Genomic DNA, 16,858 nt, shown 5'->3' on the forward strand with positions numbered 1-16,858 from the left:
TCCCTAAAGAGCCTCCGTCAGGCGCCCCCCAACCAGGGAACATCCCATTAGATAATGTCATCCGCCGCCATGACAACAGCGAAGCGTGCGGCGATTGCAGGAACCGACACCAGCGGAAACACATGACAGGATAAATCCGCCCGTTCCAGCCCCTTGCAGCTTAGATGGGGTATCGCATGAATTTGTCCATGTTCGGTTAATGCCGGCAATGTTCGCCGTACCGATGCCGGCAGGCCAAGGCGTTCCCAGGCGGGCCTGCGGGCCAGCGCCCGGCGCCACAGCACATCGTCCAGCGCCTGAAGGCAGAGCCCGGCCAACCCCTTGCCGGATAAACGGAAACGATTATCCCAGGTCACCGGCCCGTCACTTTCTAGCAGGTGCGGCGCTGGCAAATTGCGGTCTTCCCGCATCAATCGCCAACCACCCGCAATGGCCTCCAGTCGGCATCCGCCCAGGGTTGCCCCCGTCCGCCTATCCGTCAGCATACGCTGCAAGAGCCGCAAAACAGATGCGGGGGATGGCGGATAGGGGGCCCCACCCACAGCCCTTAGCAAGGCGGACATCATGGCCGGGCCCGTCTCAGCATCGCAGCTTTCCAAAAGCGCGCCGTCGATCAGGGCCCATCCCTCCGCCTGGAAACGCACATGGGATGCGGCGATCTGTGCCAGAATCGCATCCAGATGCGCGCGCACCGCATCGCCCTGCCCCCGCTCCGCCGGCACATCCCCCCGGTCGGCACCCCGGCCGGCCTTATCCAGCCGCAAACGGGCCCGGGCGAAACGGGGATCGTAATTGGAGGGGTCCTCTACCCAGGACTGCCCCGCATGGCGACAGGTTTCCAGCAGAGCCGCCTTTGGCACGGGCAGCAGCGGCCGGATGATCCGCAGGCCGGGCATCTCCCGAATCGCTGGCATTCCCGCCAGCCCGGCAGCACCACTACCCCGTTCCTGGCGCAGAAGCCGCGTTTCGGCCTGATCATCGGCATGATGGGCAAGGGCCAGATGCAGGATGCCCGCCGCTGTCGCCGCGCCAGCCAGCAAATCCAGACGGGCGGCCCGTGCGCCGGCCTGGATGCCAGCCGATGGCTTGGGCCCTACCCAGGGCAGAACCTGATGTTCCACCCCCAGCGCGGAAACCCAGCGGCCAACCTGCTGCGCCTCCACCGTGCTTTCCGCACGCAAGCAATGATCCACCGTCAACGCCAGCAGCCGGCCGCCCCGCGCCCGTACCCAATCCCGCAGCAGCAGCAACAACGCCATGCTGTCTGCCCCGCCAGAGACACCAATGGCAATATGAGGGGTTGGCTCGAACGGACCGACAGCGGCCATTAAACGGGCGAATCCGCCAGCGGTAATGCCAGCGGCACCCGATGGTACGCTTACCGGCATTTCAGGCGATTCTTCTCCTGCTCACCCCGGCGCTTGATCGTGGCCGGCGCGTCCTTGTACTTGGTCTGCAATTCACCCAGGGCGGCGCAGGCATCCTCGTTCGCCTTCATGGCGGACAAGGCCAGCGCCAGCTTCAGCAAACTGTCCGGCGCCTTGTTGCTCTTGGGATATTTCTGATAACCCTCGGCAAAGGCGACCGCCGCTTCCTTGAACTTATTGCGGACATACAGTGTCTCACCCATCCAATATTGGGCATTGGCAGACAAGGTATGGTCCGGGTTTGCCTTCAGGAACTGGGCGAATGCCGTCTCCGCGTTGGCATAATCCGCCTGACGCAGCAGGTTGAAAGCATAGTCATATTGCTCCTGCGCCGATCCGCTGGGGAGCGATCCGACGCGCGGGTCGGCAGGGGGAGAAGTTTCCGCCGGGCGGGCAGCGCTATCCCCCGCCGGCTTGGAAGCCCCAGCATCGGACTTCGGCGCGTCACCGGTACTGGCGCCCAAGCCCCCGGTCTGCCCCTGTTCCAGCCGGCTCAGTCGGAAGTCGATATCGGCCTGCATCTTGGTCAACTGGTCGCGAAGCTGGCCAATCTGGAAACCAGCCTCTTCATACCGGCCCGTCAGCGTCTGCATTTCCGATTCCAGGCGCTGGAGGCGCACCTCGAAATCCGCAGCCACATTGTTACCCGGCGCACCAGAACCCATGGCGGCACCCGCCGTGGCACCCGTGCGGTTGCCACCGCCACGGTAGACCTGCTGATTAAGCGTCTGGATCTCCGTCTCCAGACGCTGGATTCGATTCTGCATTTCACGCAGATCACTCTGCCCCCAGGCCGGCATCGCGGCACCGGCAAGGGCCGACAGGGCAACAGCCGCGACAGCAAGGCGGCGGCGCAGGAAAATCGGATGCTGGGGGCGATAGCGCATCATCAGACCAGATATTGGTGAAGGTCGGCTCAAGCGGCCAACCTAGCGTGTCGCCGGTCCTGGCGAAAGGTCCAGCGGATGGAAAAAATGGGGAATAAGAACGCAAAAGGCGCCGCCGGTTGCCCGGCGACGCCCTTCACATCGGCATGACACCGATCATCGTCCATAGACAGTGATCAGTTGATCACGGTCACGCCACGACGGTTCTGGGTCCAGGCGGCTTCATTGGAACCGATAACAGCCGGGCGCTCCTTACCGTAGGAGATGGTGTTGACGCGGGCAGCGTCCACACCCATGGCGGTCAGGTAGTTCTTGACCGAGGTCGCACGACGCTCACCCAGGGCGAGGTTGTACTCGCGGGTGCCGCGCTCGTCGGCGTGACCTTCAACGGTCACGGTGACGGCCGGGTACTGCTTCAGCCAAGCGGCCTGACGGTCCAGCGTAGCGGTCGCTTCCGGGGTCAGGTCCGACTTGTCGAAGCCGAAGAAGACGCGGTCGCCGACATTGACGACGAAGTCTTCGGCGGAGCCCGGGACCGGACCGGTCGGGGCGGCCGGAGCCGGGGCGGCCGGAGCCGTGGTGCCGGCGGTGCTGGCCGTAGCGGCCTGCTCCGGCTTGCTGCTGCAGGCGGTGGCCAGCAGGGCAACCGCGACGAGGCTGACGATCTTGAAGTTCATTTGAGAGACCCCCTAATAGGAACTCAGTGGATTACGTTACGTGCATTTGCCCCACGAGCGACGCAGTCGCAGCCAGCCGCCGCGTTTCATTTACGATCTTAGTGACTGGGAGGATTTGAGCGTCGTTCTTTGCGATGCGGAAGGTAGTGTGACGCACTCACGGAATCAAGGGCGACCAAGCCGGGTCCGAAGCGTCCGTGGGCGTCAAGATCTGCCTCTCGTTGAACCCTGTCAGGTCAATTGAGTATAGCTTCGCTTGACGCTGCTTGCCACCCTGCCCGGAAGGACGTTCCTTAAAGAACATTAATACACGTCCGTTCGGCGCCCAAGTCGGACCTTCGACATGGTAAGCCTCGGTCAAAAGTCGTTCACCGGTCCCGTCGGGGCGAATAACACCGATATAGAATTTGCCATCGGCCAAACGGGTAAACGCAATCAAGTCACCACGCGGCGACCAGACGGGCGTAGCATAGCGCCCGGACCCGAAAGTAATCCGCTTCACGTCGCTGCCATCGGCGTTCATCGTATACAGCTGTTGCGTACCGCCACGATCGCTTTCGAACACGATCTTGCTGCCATCAGGCGCGTAGGACGGGGCGGTATCAATGGCCGGATGGTTGGTGAGCTGCACCTGACGACGGGTCCGCAGGTCCAGCGTATAGATGTCGGTGTTGCCGCCCTGGGCCAGCGACATGATCACCTTGTTGCCGTCGGGCGAGAAGCGCGGGGCGAACGTCATGCCGGGGAAATCACCCAGCACTTCCTGACGACCGGTGTCGATATTGAACAGATATACCCGAGGCCTGTTGTTGAAGTAGCTCAGATATGTAATTTCCTGGGTGCTCGGAGAAAAACGCGGCGTCAGTACAAGGACTCGGCCATCCGTCAGGAAACGATGGTTCTGTCCATCCTGGTCCATGATCGCCAATTGCTTGACGCGCTGCAACGCAGGGCCAGACTCGGCGATGTAAACCACGCGCGTATCGAAATAGCCCTCTTCCCCGGTAATGCGCTTATAGATCGCGTCGGAGATGATATGGGCGACTCGCCGCCAGCCATCGGCCTGTACCGTATAGGCCAGACCAGTGAGCTGCTGGTCCGTGGTCACGTCCCATAAACGGAATTCGATGCGGGTCCGCCCATCCGGCGACTGGGTAACCGTGCCCGTCACCAGGCCCTGGGCCTGGATTAGGCGCCAATCGGCAAAGCGCGGACCGGCGCGGAGCTGTTCCGGCGTCTGGATGAACTTGGACTGTTCAATCGGCCGGAACAGGCCCGACCGTTCCAGATTGGCGGAGATGACGGCCGAAATATTCTGGCCCGTCTGCTGCGCCTGCGGATTGTCGCCGGCAAAATTCGTCACCGCGATGGGAATCGGCTGCGGATTGCCCGAGGTGATGTCGATCTGGAGCTCGGCATGGGCCGGGGCGGCGGACATCGCCGCCACCACGCCCACCATGGCGATGAACCGCATCACGGTCCGCCGCCCCAAGGAAATAACGGCGTTTGCTGGCATCAGAACATATCCTTCGGGCTGAACTTCATCAGGATGGACCCCTTGTCCGCATACTTATCCCGCGGGATGTTGAGCGTACTGCACCCGGGAAGCAGGGGAGCGCGCAGCGCCGACTCAACAAAGGCACGGTAATGCGGATCGGTGTTCGGATTTCCGCTTCCCCCAACGTACTGAACATTTGTGACACGCAGATTGGCATCGAACAGCACGCGGATTTCCGCGGTCATCTGCTCTACCCCTTTTGCGCCGGTCGGAACGTTCCAGCAATTGCGGATCTGACGGCGCAAGGCGTCTTCCTCGCTGATCGTCAGCCGCTCGCCGGTCTTGGCGTTCAACGGTTGCGGCGCATCGGCGCTGTCCGTCTTCGCTGTTTCCTTGGACGGCGGGGTATCGGGTTTCAGCTTGGCCACATTCTTGAGGACACTGTCGAAGGACTTTTTCGGTTCCTCCTTCTTCGTCTCCTCTTTCTTGGGCTCAGGCTTTTTCTCTTCCTTTTTCGGCTCCGGCGGCTTCGGCTTTGGTTCCTCTTTTTTGGGAGGTTCCGGCTTCGGCTCTTCCTTCTTCGGCGGCTCCGGCTTGGGCTCGGGTTTCGGCTCAGGCTTTGGTTCCGGCTTGGGAGGTTCCGGGGGTTTGGGCGGTTCCGGCTCAGGCGGCTTCTCCGCCACCTGGGGGGGCGGTGGTTCCGGCGTCTTCACCTGCGGCGGCGGCGGTTCCTGCCGGGGCGGCTCAGGCTTCGGCGGCTCCGGCTTTGGTTCCGGTGGCTTGGGCGGCGCCGGGCGTGGCGGCTGGGGCTTAGGCGGGTTGGGTTGTTCCAGTTTCGCAATGGTCATGGGGCCGACTTCGACGACGTCGACCGGCACCTCTTGCAACTGGATGACCTCCCGCTCCCGCAGGAACTGCGGCAGCCCCAGCAGCGCCAGCACAATAAGTGCCAGATGCAGCAGGCCGGAGAGGATCAGGGGTGTGCGCATGGTTGGCTCTGGCCCATCCCTGTGATCAGCGACGGCCGTCGGATTCGATGACCAGCTTGGCCTCCGACAGACCGGCGCGGCGCGCCTCGCTCAGCACATCGACAATGCTGGCATAGGTAGCCTCGCGGTCCCCACGAACCAGAACCTTGCGGTCCGGGGTTTCCTGCGCCACCACCGCCAGACGCGGTGCCAACTCCTCCAGCGTGAACATTTCGTTATCGAAAACACGCTTATCCTTGAAGGAGATGCGGCGGTCCGATGTTACGGTCACCCAGAGCGGGTCCTCTTCCGACTGAAGCGCCTGGGCCGCTCCCTTCGGCAGGTTGACCGGAATGCCCGAGGTGAGAAGCGGGGCCGCGACCATGAACACGATCAACAGCACCAGCATCACGTCCACCAGCGGCGTGACATTGATATCCGACATGGCAGCGCGGCTGCGGCGCCGGCTGCGACCGGATGATTTGCCGGGAAGGCTTGCCCCCATCTCAGCCCCGCTCCTCAAGGTGACGCTGAAGAATCGCGGAGAATTCTGTCACAAATGAGTCGAGCCGGTCGCCGAAGCGGCCCAGTTCAGCGGAAAAATAGTTATAGGCCAGCACCGCCGGGATCGCGGCGACCAGACCGATGGCGGTGGCGAACAGCGCTTCCGCGATACCCGGTGCCACAACGGCCAGCGACGTATTCTGCTGGGCGGCAATGTTGGTGAAGGCGCCCATGATGCCCCACACCGTGCCGAACAGGCCGATGAAGGGGCCGGCAGAACCAACGGAGGCCAGCACGGTCATGTATTTTTCCGCCGTCGCCAGCTCGCGGTTGACGGTCACAGACATGACCCGCTCGATCCGCTGGGACAGGTTGGCGCGCATGGCGCCCGTGCTGGTCAGGCCGCGTTCGGTGGCGTGGCGCCATTCGCGCATGCCGGCAGCAAAAACAGCCGCGAACGGATCGGACGGATTGGCCTGAACCTGGTCATAGAGCTGATCCAGCGAGCCGCCGGACCAGAATTGCTCTTCAAAGTCCGCAGCGGCGGCCTTCAGCCGGCGCAGCTTGGTCGCCTTGTCATAGACAATGGCCCAGGTCCAGACCGAGGCGGCGACAAGGCCGAGCATCACCAGCTTGACGACCAGATCAGCCTGCAAAAACAGGCCCAAAATGGTGATGTCGTGCGCCGGAACCGCGCCGCCCATGGCGGCTGCTTGCAACAAGGTGGGATACATTCCGATCAGTCCTGACTTTGCCTCAACTGCACCCGTTCCAACACCTGCCGCAGGGATAAGGGCAGGCGGACCGGTCGTCCATTCTGGTTGATCGCCGCCAGACGCAGCGTGACGCGGACCAGCACCGTTCCGGTATCCGGTTCCCCGTTCTTTCTGGTGCCGGCCATCCGACACACAATTTGTTCAGCATCCAATGTCGCAGCGCCGATATCGACAATCCGCGTCACGACCGCAAGCGGGTCATCCAGCCGGGCAGGTGCGCGAAAATCGATTTCGCAGCGCCGTACCGCCAGCGCCACACCTGTCTGCGCCACCATGGCGGCGTGGGGATAACCTGCCAGCCGCAGCATCTCGTTCCGGGCACGCTCGCAGAAGCGAAGATAATTGGCGTGATAGACGATGCCGCCGGCATCCGTATCCTCGTAATAGACACGGGTCGGCCAGACATGATCCTGCCCGTCCATCCAGCCCGCAGGGGGCCCCTGGCGGGCATCCGGCACGGCAAACGTCGCATCAGCCATCGGCATCCCCGCCGAAAAGATCAGGGCCGACAGCACCGGCACCGCCCAGCAGATCAAGCTGGCGGGCCGGGGTGGCCGGCACCGGCAGGCCCAGATAGCGATAGCCGGTATCCGTCAGCATGCGCCCGCGCGGTGTGCGCTGCAACAATCCCTGCTGGATAAGATAAGGCTCGATGGTTTCCTCCAGCACGTCGCGCTGCTCGCCCAGTGCGGCGCCCAGCGTCTCCACCCCCACAGGACCGCCGCCATAATGGTCGGCGATACAGGAGAGATAACGCCTGTCCATCGCATCAAATCCCAAACGATCCACTTCCAGCCGGGTCAAAGCCCGGTCGGCAGCCCCGGCATCAACGATATCAATGGCCTGGACAGCGCAGATATCGCGGACACGGCGCAGCAGGCGGCCAGCGACGCGCGGCGTGCCCCGCGACCGGCGCGCCACTTCCAGCGCACCTTCATCCGTCAGGTCCATGCCCAGGATGCGGGAGCCCCGCTTGACGATGAGCTGCAGCTCCTCCGGCTCGTAAAACTGCATGCGCAGCGGAATACCAAACCGTTCCCGCAGTGGCCGGGTGATCAGGCCGGACCGGGTGGTGGCGCCGACGAGGGTAAAAGGCGGCAGATCGATCCGCACACTGCGTGCCGCCGGCCCCTCACCGATGATCAGATCAAGCTGGAAATCCTCCATCGCGGGATAAAGGATTTCCTCCACCGCCGGGGACAGGCGATGGATCTCGTCGATGAACAGCACATCATGGGGCTGAAGATTGGTCAGCAGCGCCGCCAGATCGCCGGCCCGCGCAATGACGGGGCCGGACGTGGCACGGAAACCGACATTCAGTTCCTTGGCGACGATCTGGGCCAGCGTGGTCTTGCCCAGGCCAGGAGGGCCGAACAGCAGCACATGGTCCAGCGCCTCCCCCCGCCCCTTGGCGGCCTGGATGAACAGGGCGAGATTCTCCCGCACCTGCCGCTGGCCGATAAATTCACCAAGGGACAACGGGCGGATGGAGTTTTCCGCCGCCGCATCGCCACCGATCCGGTCTTGTTCCACCATGCGCTCGGGCCGGGGTGCCGCTTCCGGCTTGTTCTTCGGCGCGCGGCTCACTGGCTCAATTCCTTCAACCCGGCGCGAATCAATGCGGACACATCGGCATCAGCGCCCAGCACCTGCGCCGCCTTGTTGACGGCAGTGAACGCATCGATCCGCTTATATCCAAGATTGACCAGGGCCGACACCGCATCTCCCACCGCACCACTGGGCGCGGCCGGTTGCGGCGCACCCTTTGCCGCCGGCGCCCCCACGGGCGCAACGGCAAGCGACGCGACCTTATCCTTCAATTCGTTCAAAATTCGGGCGGCCAGTTTCGGCCCTACCCCATCGGCCTCGCACAGGCTGGTCTTGTCCTGTGCGGCAATCGCGCTGGTCAGACGGTCGGGCGCCAGGGCGGACAGAAGGTTCAGCGCCACACGCGCCCCCACCCCCTGCACTGTCGTCAACAGGCGGAACCAGTCCCGCTCCGTCGCATCGACGAATCCGTAAAGCGCGATCTTGTCTTCCGACACCCACATGTCGGTCAGGACCGATGCCCTGTCCCCCGGCATCCCCAGCCGGCGCAAGGTGCGCGAGGAAGCGGAAAACAAATAGCCGACGCCATTGACATCGATAATGGCCCAGTCGAGCCCTGTTGAGTCGAGCAGGCCGGAAAGTTTGGCGATCATCGGCTTAAATCACTCCTGCTTCCGGCACCAGCAGAGGCAGGGCCATGCCGCACGCCGTCATTATCTTCCCCAAGAGGAAGAGTTTTACACCATACGAACAAAACAGCAACGACTAGCGCCGGATCCCCAGGATGGCGTTATCCACCTTGCGACGGGTCTGGGCATGATGGGCATGGCAGATGGCAACGGCCAGCGCGTCGGCGGCGTCCGCCGTGGAGCGCTGGAAGCCCGGCAACAGCATCTTCACCATGTGCTGCACCTGCTTCTTGTCGGCATGACCGGTGCCGACCACGGACTTCTTCACCGCCATCGGCAGATATTGTTCAACCGGCAGTCCGGCCTTGGCAGCGCTGAACAGGGCAATGCCGCGCGCCATGCCCAGCTTCAGGGTGGAGGCGGGATTGACGTTGGCAAGGGTTTCTTCCACCGCCGCCTCGTCCGGCTGCCAGGCGGCGATCACCTCGGCAATGCCTTCGTGCAGATCCAGCAGCCGGGTGGCCAGATCATCATCGCTGTCGGTGTGGATCGTGCCGTCGGCAATATGGCTCAGCCGATTGCCGCACGCATCAATCACACCCCAGCCGAGATGCCGCAAGCCGGGGTCGAGCCCCAGGATACGGGTCGTCACCTGCCCCGCCATTCCCGTCCCTCCCCGGCCTGCAATAACGTCATACCAATCTCCCTTGATCGTGACCGATCCAGGGAGATTGTGCGCTCCCTCATGCGCCGGGCGGGCGCATCCGCGCCCTCGACTTACGCGCCATGTGGCGCGGGTCGGCGGTCGCCGACCTCCAATCCGCCAAGGGCCAAACCCTCGGCGGATTGGTATCACTTAACCCAGCTTTTCCAGGATTTCCGCCGGAATGTCGAAATTACCCAGCACGGTCTGGACATCGTCATTATCTTCCAGCACGTCCAGCAGCTTCAGCAGCGTCTGGGCCGTATCTTCGGCGGCGACCGGGACCAGATTCATCGGCGTCCAGGTCAGCTTGGCGCTTTCCGGTGCGCCGAACTTGGCTTCCAGCACGTCGCGGACTTCGCCCAGCGTATCGGTGCCGGTGGTGACGGCGTGCCCGCTCTCGTCGGACTGCACATCCTCCGCCCCCGCCTCAATGGCGGCTTCCAGCATGGTATCGGCATCCGCCGTGGCAGCCGGATAGGTGATCTGGCCGATGCGGTTGAACATGAAGGAAACCGAATTGGTTTCCCCCAGCGAGCCGCCATGCTTGGTAAAGGCCGAACGCACTTCCGAGGCAGTGCGGTTGCGGTTGTCGGTCAGCGCTTCCACGATCAGCGCGACGCCGCCGGGGCCATACCCCTCGTACCGGACTTCATCATAATTGGTATCATCGGCGCCGCCAGGGATGCCCTGCTTGATGGCGCGGTCGATGCGATCCTTGGGCAGGTTCTGCGACCGTGCCGCCTGGATGGCAGCACGCAGACGCGGGTTCATGGCCGGGTCGGGCAGGCCCGACTTGGCGGCCACGGTGATTTCGCGCGCCAGCTTGTTGAAGATCTTCGACCGCTTGGCGTCCTGCGCGCCCTTGCGATGCATGATGTTCTTGAATTGGCTATGACCGGCCATGGGACCCCAGACGCCTATAGATGATATCGTTCAGATATATGGGCTGAATCTGGGGCTATGTACCATATCTTGACCGGCTTTGGCACCCGTCACGCGCGGTGCCCCGGCCATGCGCGGGATGCCTTATTCCACCGGATAAGGACCGTCGGTGAAGATGCGGTCATGATACCCTTTCGATCCGACCGCCAGCGCGAGATCGGAACGGAAATCCCTGCCCGCGCGCAGGCAGGACAGGACATGGCTGAAATCGTGACGGGGCTGCCAACCCAGTTCCCGTCGGGCCAGCCCGCTATCATAAAAACGGTCGATTCCGGGAAACAGCGACCAGCCGCGCGATGTGAACAACCCTTCGGCATCCGGATAATGGCGACGGAGAATTGCGGGCATATCCACGCGCAAAGTCGCAGCCTCTTCCGGATGGAAGGGTGTTGGCGCAGATATGATGTAGCGGCCAAAGCCGATGGACCGCACCCGTTCCATCGCCCTCTCATGCGCGGTGACAACATCCGACAGATCGACCCGGCGATAAAGCAACTCCACCGCCTGGGCATTTTCCAAACCATAAAGGCGGCGCTTCTCCGCATCATCATCGGCTTCAGGGAAGAACCGCGATGTCCGCAGCACAATCACGGGCAGCCCATATTTGCGGGCATAAAGTTCACACAGCCCCTCCGCTGCGAATTTGGTAACGCCGTAGATATTGCGGGGGACGGGCACCACATCCTCCCGCACCCAGGTTGCCGGCTCCCCTTCTGCCGGGGTCATGGCCGCGCCGAAGACACTGGTGGTGCTGGTGAAGATCAACCCCTCCACACCTGCTGCGCGGGCCGCTTCCAGCAAGGCAAGCGTCCCGCTGACATTGGTATTCACGAAATCCTGGTGAGTGTGGGTGGCGACGTGGGGCTTGTGCAGGGTCGCCGTATGCAGCACGTAGCTTACCCCCGGCAAAAGGCGGGACAGCAAGACCCGATCGGTCAATGTGCCGACATGGTCGGTAAAGGCGGATGGCTTGATATCCAGCCCTATCGCCGGGCGCCCGGCGGAGCGCAGACACCGCATCAACGCCTCACCCAGATGGCCGGCACTGCCCGTGACCAGAATTGTCATCCGCTTCCTCCCTTATCTGTCGCGGCAGAAAGCTAGACGGGGGATCGCTGCCCCGGCCACGCCTAAAATATGCGTCAGAAGGAGGGGAGAATCAGGTCAGTGTCGTCACCAGCCGCGCCGGCGTGCCATCGGAAAGCAATAGCCGCTCCCAAAGCACCCGACCGGGGCGGATCGGCACGGTGCAATCCTGGTTGGCGCCCGTTTGCAGTTCCAGACTGTCTGCCCCGCCCTCCCCCCAGCCATGGCGGGCAAGCGTGGCCTCCATCGCCAGGATTTCCGGAGAGGCAAAACCAATCATCGGCCGCCCGGCCAGATCCCGAAAGGACACACGCCATTCCGCCTCCCGCGAGGGGGAGACGGCCAGCAGCCGATGCGTGCGGTCGCAGATCAGGTGCAGCTTCCGGAACGAGCTTTCCACAAGCCCGCGCAAGACCCGGTCGCCGGCGGGGTCGGGCCTACCAAGCACGGCGCGAATGGCACTGGCCTGCTGTGGCGTTACACAAAGCAGGCCACGTTCCCAGCGCGACACGGTCGTCTGGTTGACCCCCAGACGCGCCGCCAGATCCCCCTGTTTGACGCCGCGCAACAGGCGCAACCGCCGCAGCGCCCGTCCTTCTGCCTTTTCCTGATCTGTCATGACCAACTCAGCCCAGGATGTTGTAACCACCATCAATATAGGGGACGGAGCCGGTTACGGCACGCGCGGCATCGCTGGCCAGGAAGGCGGCATAGGCACCGACATCCTCCACGCTGACCTGCTGGCGCATCGGCGCGCGTTCTGCCGCGCGGGCCAGCAGCTCGTCAAACCGGTTGATACCACTGGCCGCACGGGTCTTCAGCGGGCCGGGTGACAGGCAATGGACGCGGATATCCTTCGGCCCCAGTTCCGCCGCCAGATATCGGGTTACCGATTCCAGTGCCGCCTTGACCGGGCCCATCAGATTGTAATGTTCGACCACCTTTTCCGAGCCATAGAAGCTGACGGTCTGAAGGCAGCCGCCCTGGGTCATCAGCGGTTCCGCCAGATGGGCCATGCGGATGAAGGAATGGACCGACACGTCCATGGCCGTCAGGAACCCGTCGCGCGAACAATCGGTGACGCGGGCGTGCAGATCATCCCGCGGCGCAAAAGCGATGGAATGCAGCACGAAATCCAGCCGCCCCCATTCCTGCGCGATCTTGTCGAAAACGGCTTCCAACTGCCCCGGCTCCCGCACATCACACGGCAGAATCAGGGATGCCTGCAGCGCCTCCGCCAGGGGGCGGACATAAGGGTCGGCCTTGGCGTTGAGATAGGTAACTGCCAATTCCGCCCCCAGGGCACGGAAGGCTTGGGCACAACCGTGGGCAATGGAGCCTTCGTTGGCGATGCCGACCACAAGGCCGCGCTTTCCTTCCAATGAAATCAAAGACATATTGCTTTTTCTCCGACCGGGGACTGCAACCAATATCACCTATTGCACTGCACAAGTCACCATTCTCGCACACAGGTGTTACAGCACTGTATCGGGGTGGCCTGAGAGATGCCGGATGCGGTGGACCTTGCCAAGCCGGGACCATGCCCTGACAGTGCACTGCCCTTACGCGACAAATCTGATGCCAATGCCCCGCCTTTTCACGCTTCTGACGATTCTATTTGGCTTCTGGTCGGTGTCCGCCGCCAGCGCTGCCGAGTTCCAGGCCGGCGAACAGGTGCGGATACAAAGACCGGTCGAGGGGGCCCTGTTCGCTGCCGGAAAACATGTCGTGGTAACAGCCCCTGTCGATGGCGATCTTTTTGCCGCCGGGTTCGACCTGCGTGTTCCGGGGCCTGTTACGGGGGATGCCCTGCTTATCGGCTTCACCCTTGACCTGTCCGCCCCGATCGCAGGCGATCTGCTGCTCGTCGCGGGGCGGGCGACGGTGAATGGCCCCGTAAGCGGTGATGTGGAAGCCAATGGCGCCAATATCACCATCGCCCCTTCGTCCCGGATCGGCGGGGATTTCGTGGCCTCCGGCACCCAGATCACGATGGAAGGGGTGATTGCCGGCGATGCCAGACTGGTGGGGGAAAAGGTTACCCTGGCAGGCACCATCGCCGGCAACGTCGATGTCGCCGCCGACGAATTGCTGCTGCTGCCCGGCGCCAGGATTGTTGGCAATTTGCGCCATAGCGGCCCGGCACCGGTCACCGTGCCGGACGGCGCCTCAGTCGCCGGTACGGTGCGCTACCGGGAAGATGGGGGCAGCGGGGATGGCTGGCTGGTCTCCATGGTCGGGCGGGCGCTGGCCCTGTTCCTGACCGGTTTGGCCGTGCGGTGGCTGTTTCCCGACCTGCTGGCTGGCGTGTCCGCCGCCGTGCGCGCCCACCCGGTGCGCCATGGATTGACCGGTATTGCCGTCATGATGGTAACGCCGCTGCTGATCCTGCTGCTGGTGATCAGCATGATCGGCATCCCCTTGGGCATGCTGATGGGCGGTCTTTATCTGTTGGCCTACCCGCTGGGCTTGGCACTTGCAGCCTTCGCTGTGGGTGACATGTGGGTGCGCCGGGGCGGCGACACGGTGCGGGGGCGTCTGGCCCGCTTTGGTGGCGCCACGCTGGTACTGGCGCTGTTATCGCTGGTGCCCTGGATTGGCTGGCCGATCCTGGCCGGGCTGACCGCGCTGGGCGTCGGGGCCCTGGCAGCAGCGCTGGTGCGCCGCGCGCCCGTCCACAGCCCCACTGGGCCTGAATGACAAAGGGGCGGGCCGCCATCACGCGACCCGCCCCTCATGCCCATGATCCGGTTTTACCCGATCAATCGCGGAAATTATTATACTGGAGCGGCTGTTCGATCTTCAGCCCCTTCACCAGGGCGATGGCTGCCTGAAGGTCGTCCAGCTTCTTGCCGGACACGCGCAGCTCATCCCCCTGGATGGCGGCCTGCACCTTCATCTTGCTGTCCTTCAACGCTTTGACGATCTGCTTGGCCAGCGCCTGCTCGATCCCCTGCTTGACCTTGACAACCTGGCGCTTGGTGCTGCCGCCAGCATCCTCTTCCCGGCCCCAGTCCAGACAGCCGGGGTCCAGCTTGCGACGCACGAAATAGGCTTTCAGCATTTCCTGAAGCTGCGCCAGCTTGGTGTCATCCTCGGTATGGATGTGGATCTCGTTTTCCTTCTCCTTCAGTTCCATCGTGGATTTGGAACCTTTGAAGTCGAAACGGGTCTGAACCTCGCGCAGCACACCCTGCACGGCGTTGTTGACCTCGGCGAGATCGGTCTTGGAAACAATGTCAAAGGAAGGCATGGCGGGGACTTGTCTGTTACGGTCAATGAGTTGACAGACAGTTTAACACCGCCGGCCCGCCGCGTCACACAAAAGCCCATCACCAGAGCGGCCGCGGGCGCCCATCAGGCCCACGCCGTCAGGCCCGGATCATTCCGCCGGCTGTTGCCCCTTCATCGCCTGCCTGCGGCGGCGTGGCGGGGTTGGCCATACCGGGCGCCGCCCCGGCAGCGCGCACAGCATTGGCAGGGGTGGGGCGATCGGCAGCCGCCATGGCCGCGATCAGCGCCAGCCCCATCAATAACAGAGCCTGAAGGGCCAAAGCAGTCCGTGGCGACAATTTCATGATACGCATGATCTTCTCCCTCGGCTGGCCCCTGGACGGTGGCTTCCGGACAACAACTTGGCCGGTGCATATATTCAGATATGCCTCATCACCCTTTCGCAAACATGACAGGCATCACAGAGTTCATGTCTGTTCCGTAACAAATGTGCGCTGTGATGAAGAAAACACACCGGATTCGATCCTTTTCACCCTCGCCGCTTCATTCATCGGGATCGGGGTGCTAGATGTGACCGACCTGCCTTCGCCACTTGCCGGGAACAGAGATGACGAACCCCGCCTTCGACACCGACGCCGCCAATCTGCTGGAGGATCTGATCGCCCGCGCCCGCCGCGCCGGGGCCGATGCCGCCGACGCGCTTCTGGTGGATGCGGCGTCCCTGTCGCTGTCCACGCGCCTGGGCAAGCCGGAAGGGATTGAGCGGTCGGAAGGCGGCGATCTGGGTCTGCGGGTCTTTGTCGGCCAGCAGATGGCCATGGTGTCCAGTTCCGACCGCAGCCCGAACGCCCTGGCGGAACTGGTTGAACGGGCGGTCGCCATGGCCCGCGCCGTGCCGCCGGACCCGTTCTGCGGCATTGCCAGCCCTGACCAGATCACCCGCACCTGGTCGGAACTGGACCTGTTCGATCCGGAAGAACCATCGGCGGACATCCTGATTGAGGGCGCCCGCCGGACGGAAGAGGCGGCCATGGCCATCAACGGCGTGACCAATTCCGAAGGGGCGGATGCAAGCTGGGGGCGCAGTCAGGTGACCCTGGTGGCCAGTAACGGCTTTGCCGGGGGGTATCGCGTCTCCCGCCGGTCTTTATCCGTCTCCGTCCTGGCCGGCCAGGATACGGATATGCAGACCGATTACGCCTATCACAGCACCGTCTATGGCAGCGACCTGGAAAGCCCGGAACAGATCGGCCGCCGCGCCGGTGAACGGGTGGTAGCCAAGCTGAACCCGCGCAAGGTGAAAAGCCAGTCCGTCCCGGTGATTTTCGATCCCCGCCTGTCCGGCGGGCTGATCGGCAGCCTCTGCGGGGCGATTTCCGGTTCCGCCATCGCACGCGGCACCAGCTTCCTGAAGGATAAGCTGGGACAGGCGATTTTCGCGCCCGGCGTCACGATTGTGGAAGATCCGCATATGCAGCGCGGCCTTCGGTCCAAGCCGTTCGATGCGGAAGGCATTGCCAATCACCGCCGCGACCTGATCGCTGATGGCGTCTTGACCACCTGGCTGATGGATCTGCGCTCAGCCAGGCAACTGGGCCTGAAGACGACGGGCCACGCGGCGCGCGGCACTGGCGGCCCGCCCTCCCCCAGCCCGACCAATATCTACATGAAGCCGGGCACGCTCTCCCCCCAGGCGTTGATGGCCGACATCAAGGACGGGTTGTATCTGACATCGCTGATGGGCCAGGGCGTGAATGGCGTGACGGGTGATTATTCCCGCGGGGCCGCCGGCTTCTGGATCGAGAATGGCCAGATCGCCTATCCGGTGAGTGAGATCACCATTGCCGGCAACCTGAAGGACATGTTTGCCCGGCTGGTCCCGGCCGACGATCTGGAAATGCGCCACGGGATGGATGCACCAACCATCCGGATCGACGGCATGACCGTGGCCGGCACCTGATCCGGGAAAGACCTGG

The 16,858-nt window shown here is 63.3% G+C and carries 19 protein-coding genes; 2 read left to right on the forward strand and 17 right to left on the reverse strand.

The window, feature by feature from the left end; genetic code table 11:
- Nucleotides 1-47 precede the first annotated feature (47 nt).
- The 15 genes from tilS to fabI all read right to left on the reverse strand — a co-directional run bounded on the left by tilS (nt 48) and on the right by fabI (nt 13,045).
- On the reverse strand, nt 48-1,388 hold the full coding sequence (gene tilS / locus G473_RS28165; RefSeq protein ID WP_084438429.1) for a tRNA lysidine(34) synthetase TilS: 1,341 nt from the start codon (nt 1,386-1,388) through the stop codon (nt 48-50).
- Entirely contained in the window at nt 1,379-2,317 is a 939-nt protein-coding gene (gene ybgF / locus G473_RS28170; protein WP_051330535.1) for a tol-pal system protein YbgF, read from the reverse strand. Before ybgF ends, tilS begins: the two co-directional genes overlap by 10 nt.
- 173 nt (nt 2,318-2,490) lie before the next feature.
- Nucleotides 2,491-2,991: a peptidoglycan-associated lipoprotein Pal gene (pal, locus tag G473_RS0120640; protein WP_029014657.1), complete on the reverse strand. Its 501-nt coding sequence runs from the start codon at nt 2,989-2,991 to the stop codon at nt 2,491-2,493.
- Nucleotides 2,992-3,148: 157 nt separating this feature from the next.
- Nucleotides 3,149-4,465: a Tol-Pal system beta propeller repeat protein TolB gene (gene tolB, locus G473_RS0120645; RefSeq protein WP_051330590.1), complete on the reverse strand. Its 1,317-nt coding sequence runs from the start codon at nt 4,463-4,465 to the stop codon at nt 3,149-3,151.
- A 41-nt stretch (nt 4,466-4,506) separates the two neighbouring features.
- Nucleotides 4,507-5,478, reverse strand: a complete 972-nt coding sequence (locus tag G473_RS28175) for an energy transducer TonB (protein ID WP_051330536.1) — start codon at nt 5,476-5,478, stop codon at nt 4,507-4,509.
- 25 nt (nt 5,479-5,503) lie between these two features.
- Nucleotides 5,504-5,962, reverse strand: coding sequence for an ExbD/TolR family protein (locus G473_RS0120655; protein WP_029014659.1), 459 nt, complete (start codon nt 5,960-5,962; stop codon nt 5,504-5,506).
- 1 nt (nt 5,963) lies between these two features.
- Nucleotides 5,964-6,695 (reverse strand): protein TolQ, encoded by a 732-nt coding sequence (gene tolQ, locus G473_RS0120660; RefSeq protein WP_029014660.1) that lies wholly within the window; start codon nt 6,693-6,695, stop codon nt 5,964-5,966.
- Nucleotides 6,696-6,700: 5 nt separating this feature from the next.
- A complete protein-coding gene (locus G473_RS0120665) occupies nt 6,701-7,216 on the reverse strand; it encodes a YbgC/FadM family acyl-CoA thioesterase (RefSeq protein WP_084438513.1) in 516 nt (171 codons plus the stop codon).
- Complete coding sequence (gene ruvB / locus G473_RS0120670) at nt 7,209-8,273, reverse strand: Holliday junction branch migration DNA helicase RuvB (protein WP_029014662.1); 1,065 nt, start codon at nt 8,271-8,273, stop codon at nt 7,209-7,211. Before ruvB ends, G473_RS0120665 begins: the two co-directional genes overlap by 8 nt.
- 47 nt (nt 8,274-8,320) lie before the next feature.
- Nucleotides 8,321-8,938 carry a Holliday junction branch migration protein RuvA gene (gene ruvA / locus G473_RS0120675; protein ID WP_029014663.1) on the reverse strand — a complete coding sequence of 206 codons (618 nt, stop codon included), beginning with the start codon at nt 8,936-8,938 and terminating at the stop codon, nt 8,321-8,323.
- Nucleotides 8,939-9,050: 112 nt separating this feature from the next.
- Complete coding sequence (gene ruvC / locus G473_RS0120680; protein WP_029014664.1) at nt 9,051-9,578, reverse strand: crossover junction endodeoxyribonuclease RuvC; 528 nt, start codon at nt 9,576-9,578, stop codon at nt 9,051-9,053.
- Between the two features lie 192 nt (nt 9,579-9,770).
- Nucleotides 9,771-10,523 (reverse strand): YebC/PmpR family DNA-binding transcriptional regulator, encoded by a 753-nt coding sequence (locus tag G473_RS0120685; protein WP_029014665.1) that lies wholly within the window; start codon nt 10,521-10,523, stop codon nt 9,771-9,773.
- A gap of 123 nt (nt 10,524-10,646) precedes the next feature.
- Entirely contained in the window at nt 10,647-11,630 is a 984-nt protein-coding gene (locus tag G473_RS0120690; protein WP_029014666.1) for an NAD-dependent epimerase/dehydratase family protein, read from the reverse strand.
- 91 nt (nt 11,631-11,721) lie between these two features.
- Nucleotides 11,722-12,267 carry a helix-turn-helix domain-containing protein gene (locus G473_RS0120695; protein WP_035708833.1) on the reverse strand — a complete coding sequence of 182 codons (546 nt, stop codon included), beginning with the start codon at nt 12,265-12,267 and terminating at the stop codon, nt 11,722-11,724.
- Nucleotides 12,268-12,274: 7 nt separating this feature from the next.
- On the reverse strand, nt 12,275-13,045 hold the full coding sequence (gene fabI / locus G473_RS0120700) for an enoyl-ACP reductase FabI (RefSeq protein ID WP_154667497.1): 771 nt from the start codon (nt 13,043-13,045) through the stop codon (nt 12,275-12,277).
- Between the two features lie 187 nt (nt 13,046-13,232).
- Between fabI and G473_RS0120705 the strand changes: the two genes are divergently transcribed.
- The gene (locus G473_RS0120705) at nt 13,233-14,348 is read left to right on the forward strand and encodes a polymer-forming cytoskeletal protein (protein WP_029014669.1); all 1,116 of its coding nucleotides are present in this window, start codon (nt 13,233-13,235) and stop codon (nt 14,346-14,348) included.
- 61 nt (nt 14,349-14,409) lie between these two features.
- On the opposite strand, the gene G473_RS0120710 is transcribed toward G473_RS0120705, so the two are convergent.
- Nucleotides 14,410-14,901, reverse strand: a complete 492-nt coding sequence (locus tag G473_RS0120710) for a YajQ family cyclic di-GMP-binding protein (RefSeq protein ID WP_029014670.1) — start codon at nt 14,899-14,901, stop codon at nt 14,410-14,412.
- 118 nt (nt 14,902-15,019) lie between these two features.
- A complete protein-coding gene (locus G473_RS0120715; protein WP_029014671.1) occupies nt 15,020-15,235 on the reverse strand; it encodes a hypothetical protein in 216 nt (71 codons plus the stop codon).
- A gap of 254 nt (nt 15,236-15,489) precedes the next feature.
- Here G473_RS0120715 and G473_RS0120720 point away from each other — a divergent pair, with 254 nt between their 5' ends.
- Nucleotides 15,490-16,842 (forward strand): TldD/PmbA family protein, encoded by a 1,353-nt coding sequence (locus G473_RS0120720; protein ID WP_029014672.1) that lies wholly within the window; start codon nt 15,490-15,492, stop codon nt 16,840-16,842.
- The last annotated feature ends 16 nt before the right edge of the window (nt 16,843-16,858 follow it).

It is taken from the genome of Niveispirillum irakense DSM 11586, assembly GCF_000429645.1.
Taxonomy (GTDB): domain Bacteria; phylum Pseudomonadota; class Alphaproteobacteria; order Azospirillales; family Azospirillaceae; genus Niveispirillum; species Niveispirillum irakense.

Bases quoted from the DNA above. Each gene is read 5' to 3' on its own strand.
- tilS (WP_084438429.1), bottom strand. From the start codon at position 1,388: ATGCCGGTAAGCGTACCATCGGGTGCCGCTGGCATTACCGCTGGCGGA.
- ybgF (WP_051330535.1), bottom strand. From the start codon at position 2,317: ATGATGCGCTATCGCCCCCAGCATCCGATTTTCCTGCGCCGCCGCCTT.
- pal (WP_029014657.1), bottom strand. From the start codon at position 2,991: ATGAACTTCAAGATCGTCAGCCTCGTCGCGGTTGCCCTGCTGGCCACC.
- tolB (WP_051330590.1), bottom strand. From the start codon at position 4,465: ATGCGGTTCATCGCCATGGTGGGCGTGGTGGCGGCGATGTCCGCCGCC.
- G473_RS28175 (WP_051330536.1), bottom strand. From the start codon at position 5,478: ATGCGCACACCCCTGATCCTCTCCGGCCTGCTGCATCTGGCACTTATT.
- G473_RS0120655 (WP_029014659.1), bottom strand. From the start codon at position 5,962: ATGGGGGCAAGCCTTCCCGGCAAATCATCCGGTCGCAGCCGGCGCCGC.
- tolQ (WP_029014660.1), bottom strand. From the start codon at position 6,695: ATGTATCCCACCTTGTTGCAAGCAGCCGCCATGGGCGGCGCGGTTCCG.
- G473_RS0120665 (WP_084438513.1), bottom strand. From the start codon at position 7,216: ATGGCTGATGCGACGTTTGCCGTGCCGGATGCCCGCCAGGGGCCCCCT.
- ruvB (WP_029014662.1), bottom strand. From the start codon at position 8,273: ATGGTGGAACAAGACCGGATCGGTGGCGATGCGGCGGCGGAAAACTCC.
- ruvA (WP_029014663.1), bottom strand. From the start codon at position 8,938: ATGATCGCCAAACTTTCCGGCCTGCTCGACTCAACAGGGCTCGACTGG.
- ruvC (WP_029014664.1), bottom strand. From the start codon at position 9,578: ATGGCGGGGCAGGTGACGACCCGTATCCTGGGGCTCGACCCCGGCTTG.
- G473_RS0120685 (WP_029014665.1), bottom strand. From the start codon at position 10,523: ATGGCCGGTCATAGCCAATTCAAGAACATCATGCATCGCAAGGGCGCG.
- G473_RS0120690 (WP_029014666.1), bottom strand. From the start codon at position 11,630: ATGACAATTCTGGTCACGGGCAGTGCCGGCCATCTGGGTGAGGCGTTG.
- G473_RS0120695 (WP_035708833.1), bottom strand. From the start codon at position 12,267: ATGACAGATCAGGAAAAGGCAGAAGGACGGGCGCTGCGGCGGTTGCGC.
- fabI (WP_154667497.1), bottom strand. From the start codon at position 13,045: ATGTCTTTGATTTCATTGGAAGGAAAGCGCGGCCTTGTGGTCGGCATC.
- G473_RS0120705 (WP_029014669.1), top strand. From the start codon at position 13,233: ATGCCCCGCCTTTTCACGCTTCTGACGATTCTATTTGGCTTCTGGTCG.
- G473_RS0120710 (WP_029014670.1), bottom strand. From the start codon at position 14,901: ATGCCTTCCTTTGACATTGTTTCCAAGACCGATCTCGCCGAGGTCAAC.
- G473_RS0120715 (WP_029014671.1), bottom strand. From the start codon at position 15,235: ATGCGTATCATGAAATTGTCGCCACGGACTGCTTTGGCCCTTCAGGCT.
- G473_RS0120720 (WP_029014672.1), top strand. From the start codon at position 15,490: ATGACGAACCCCGCCTTCGACACCGACGCCGCCAATCTGCTGGAGGAT.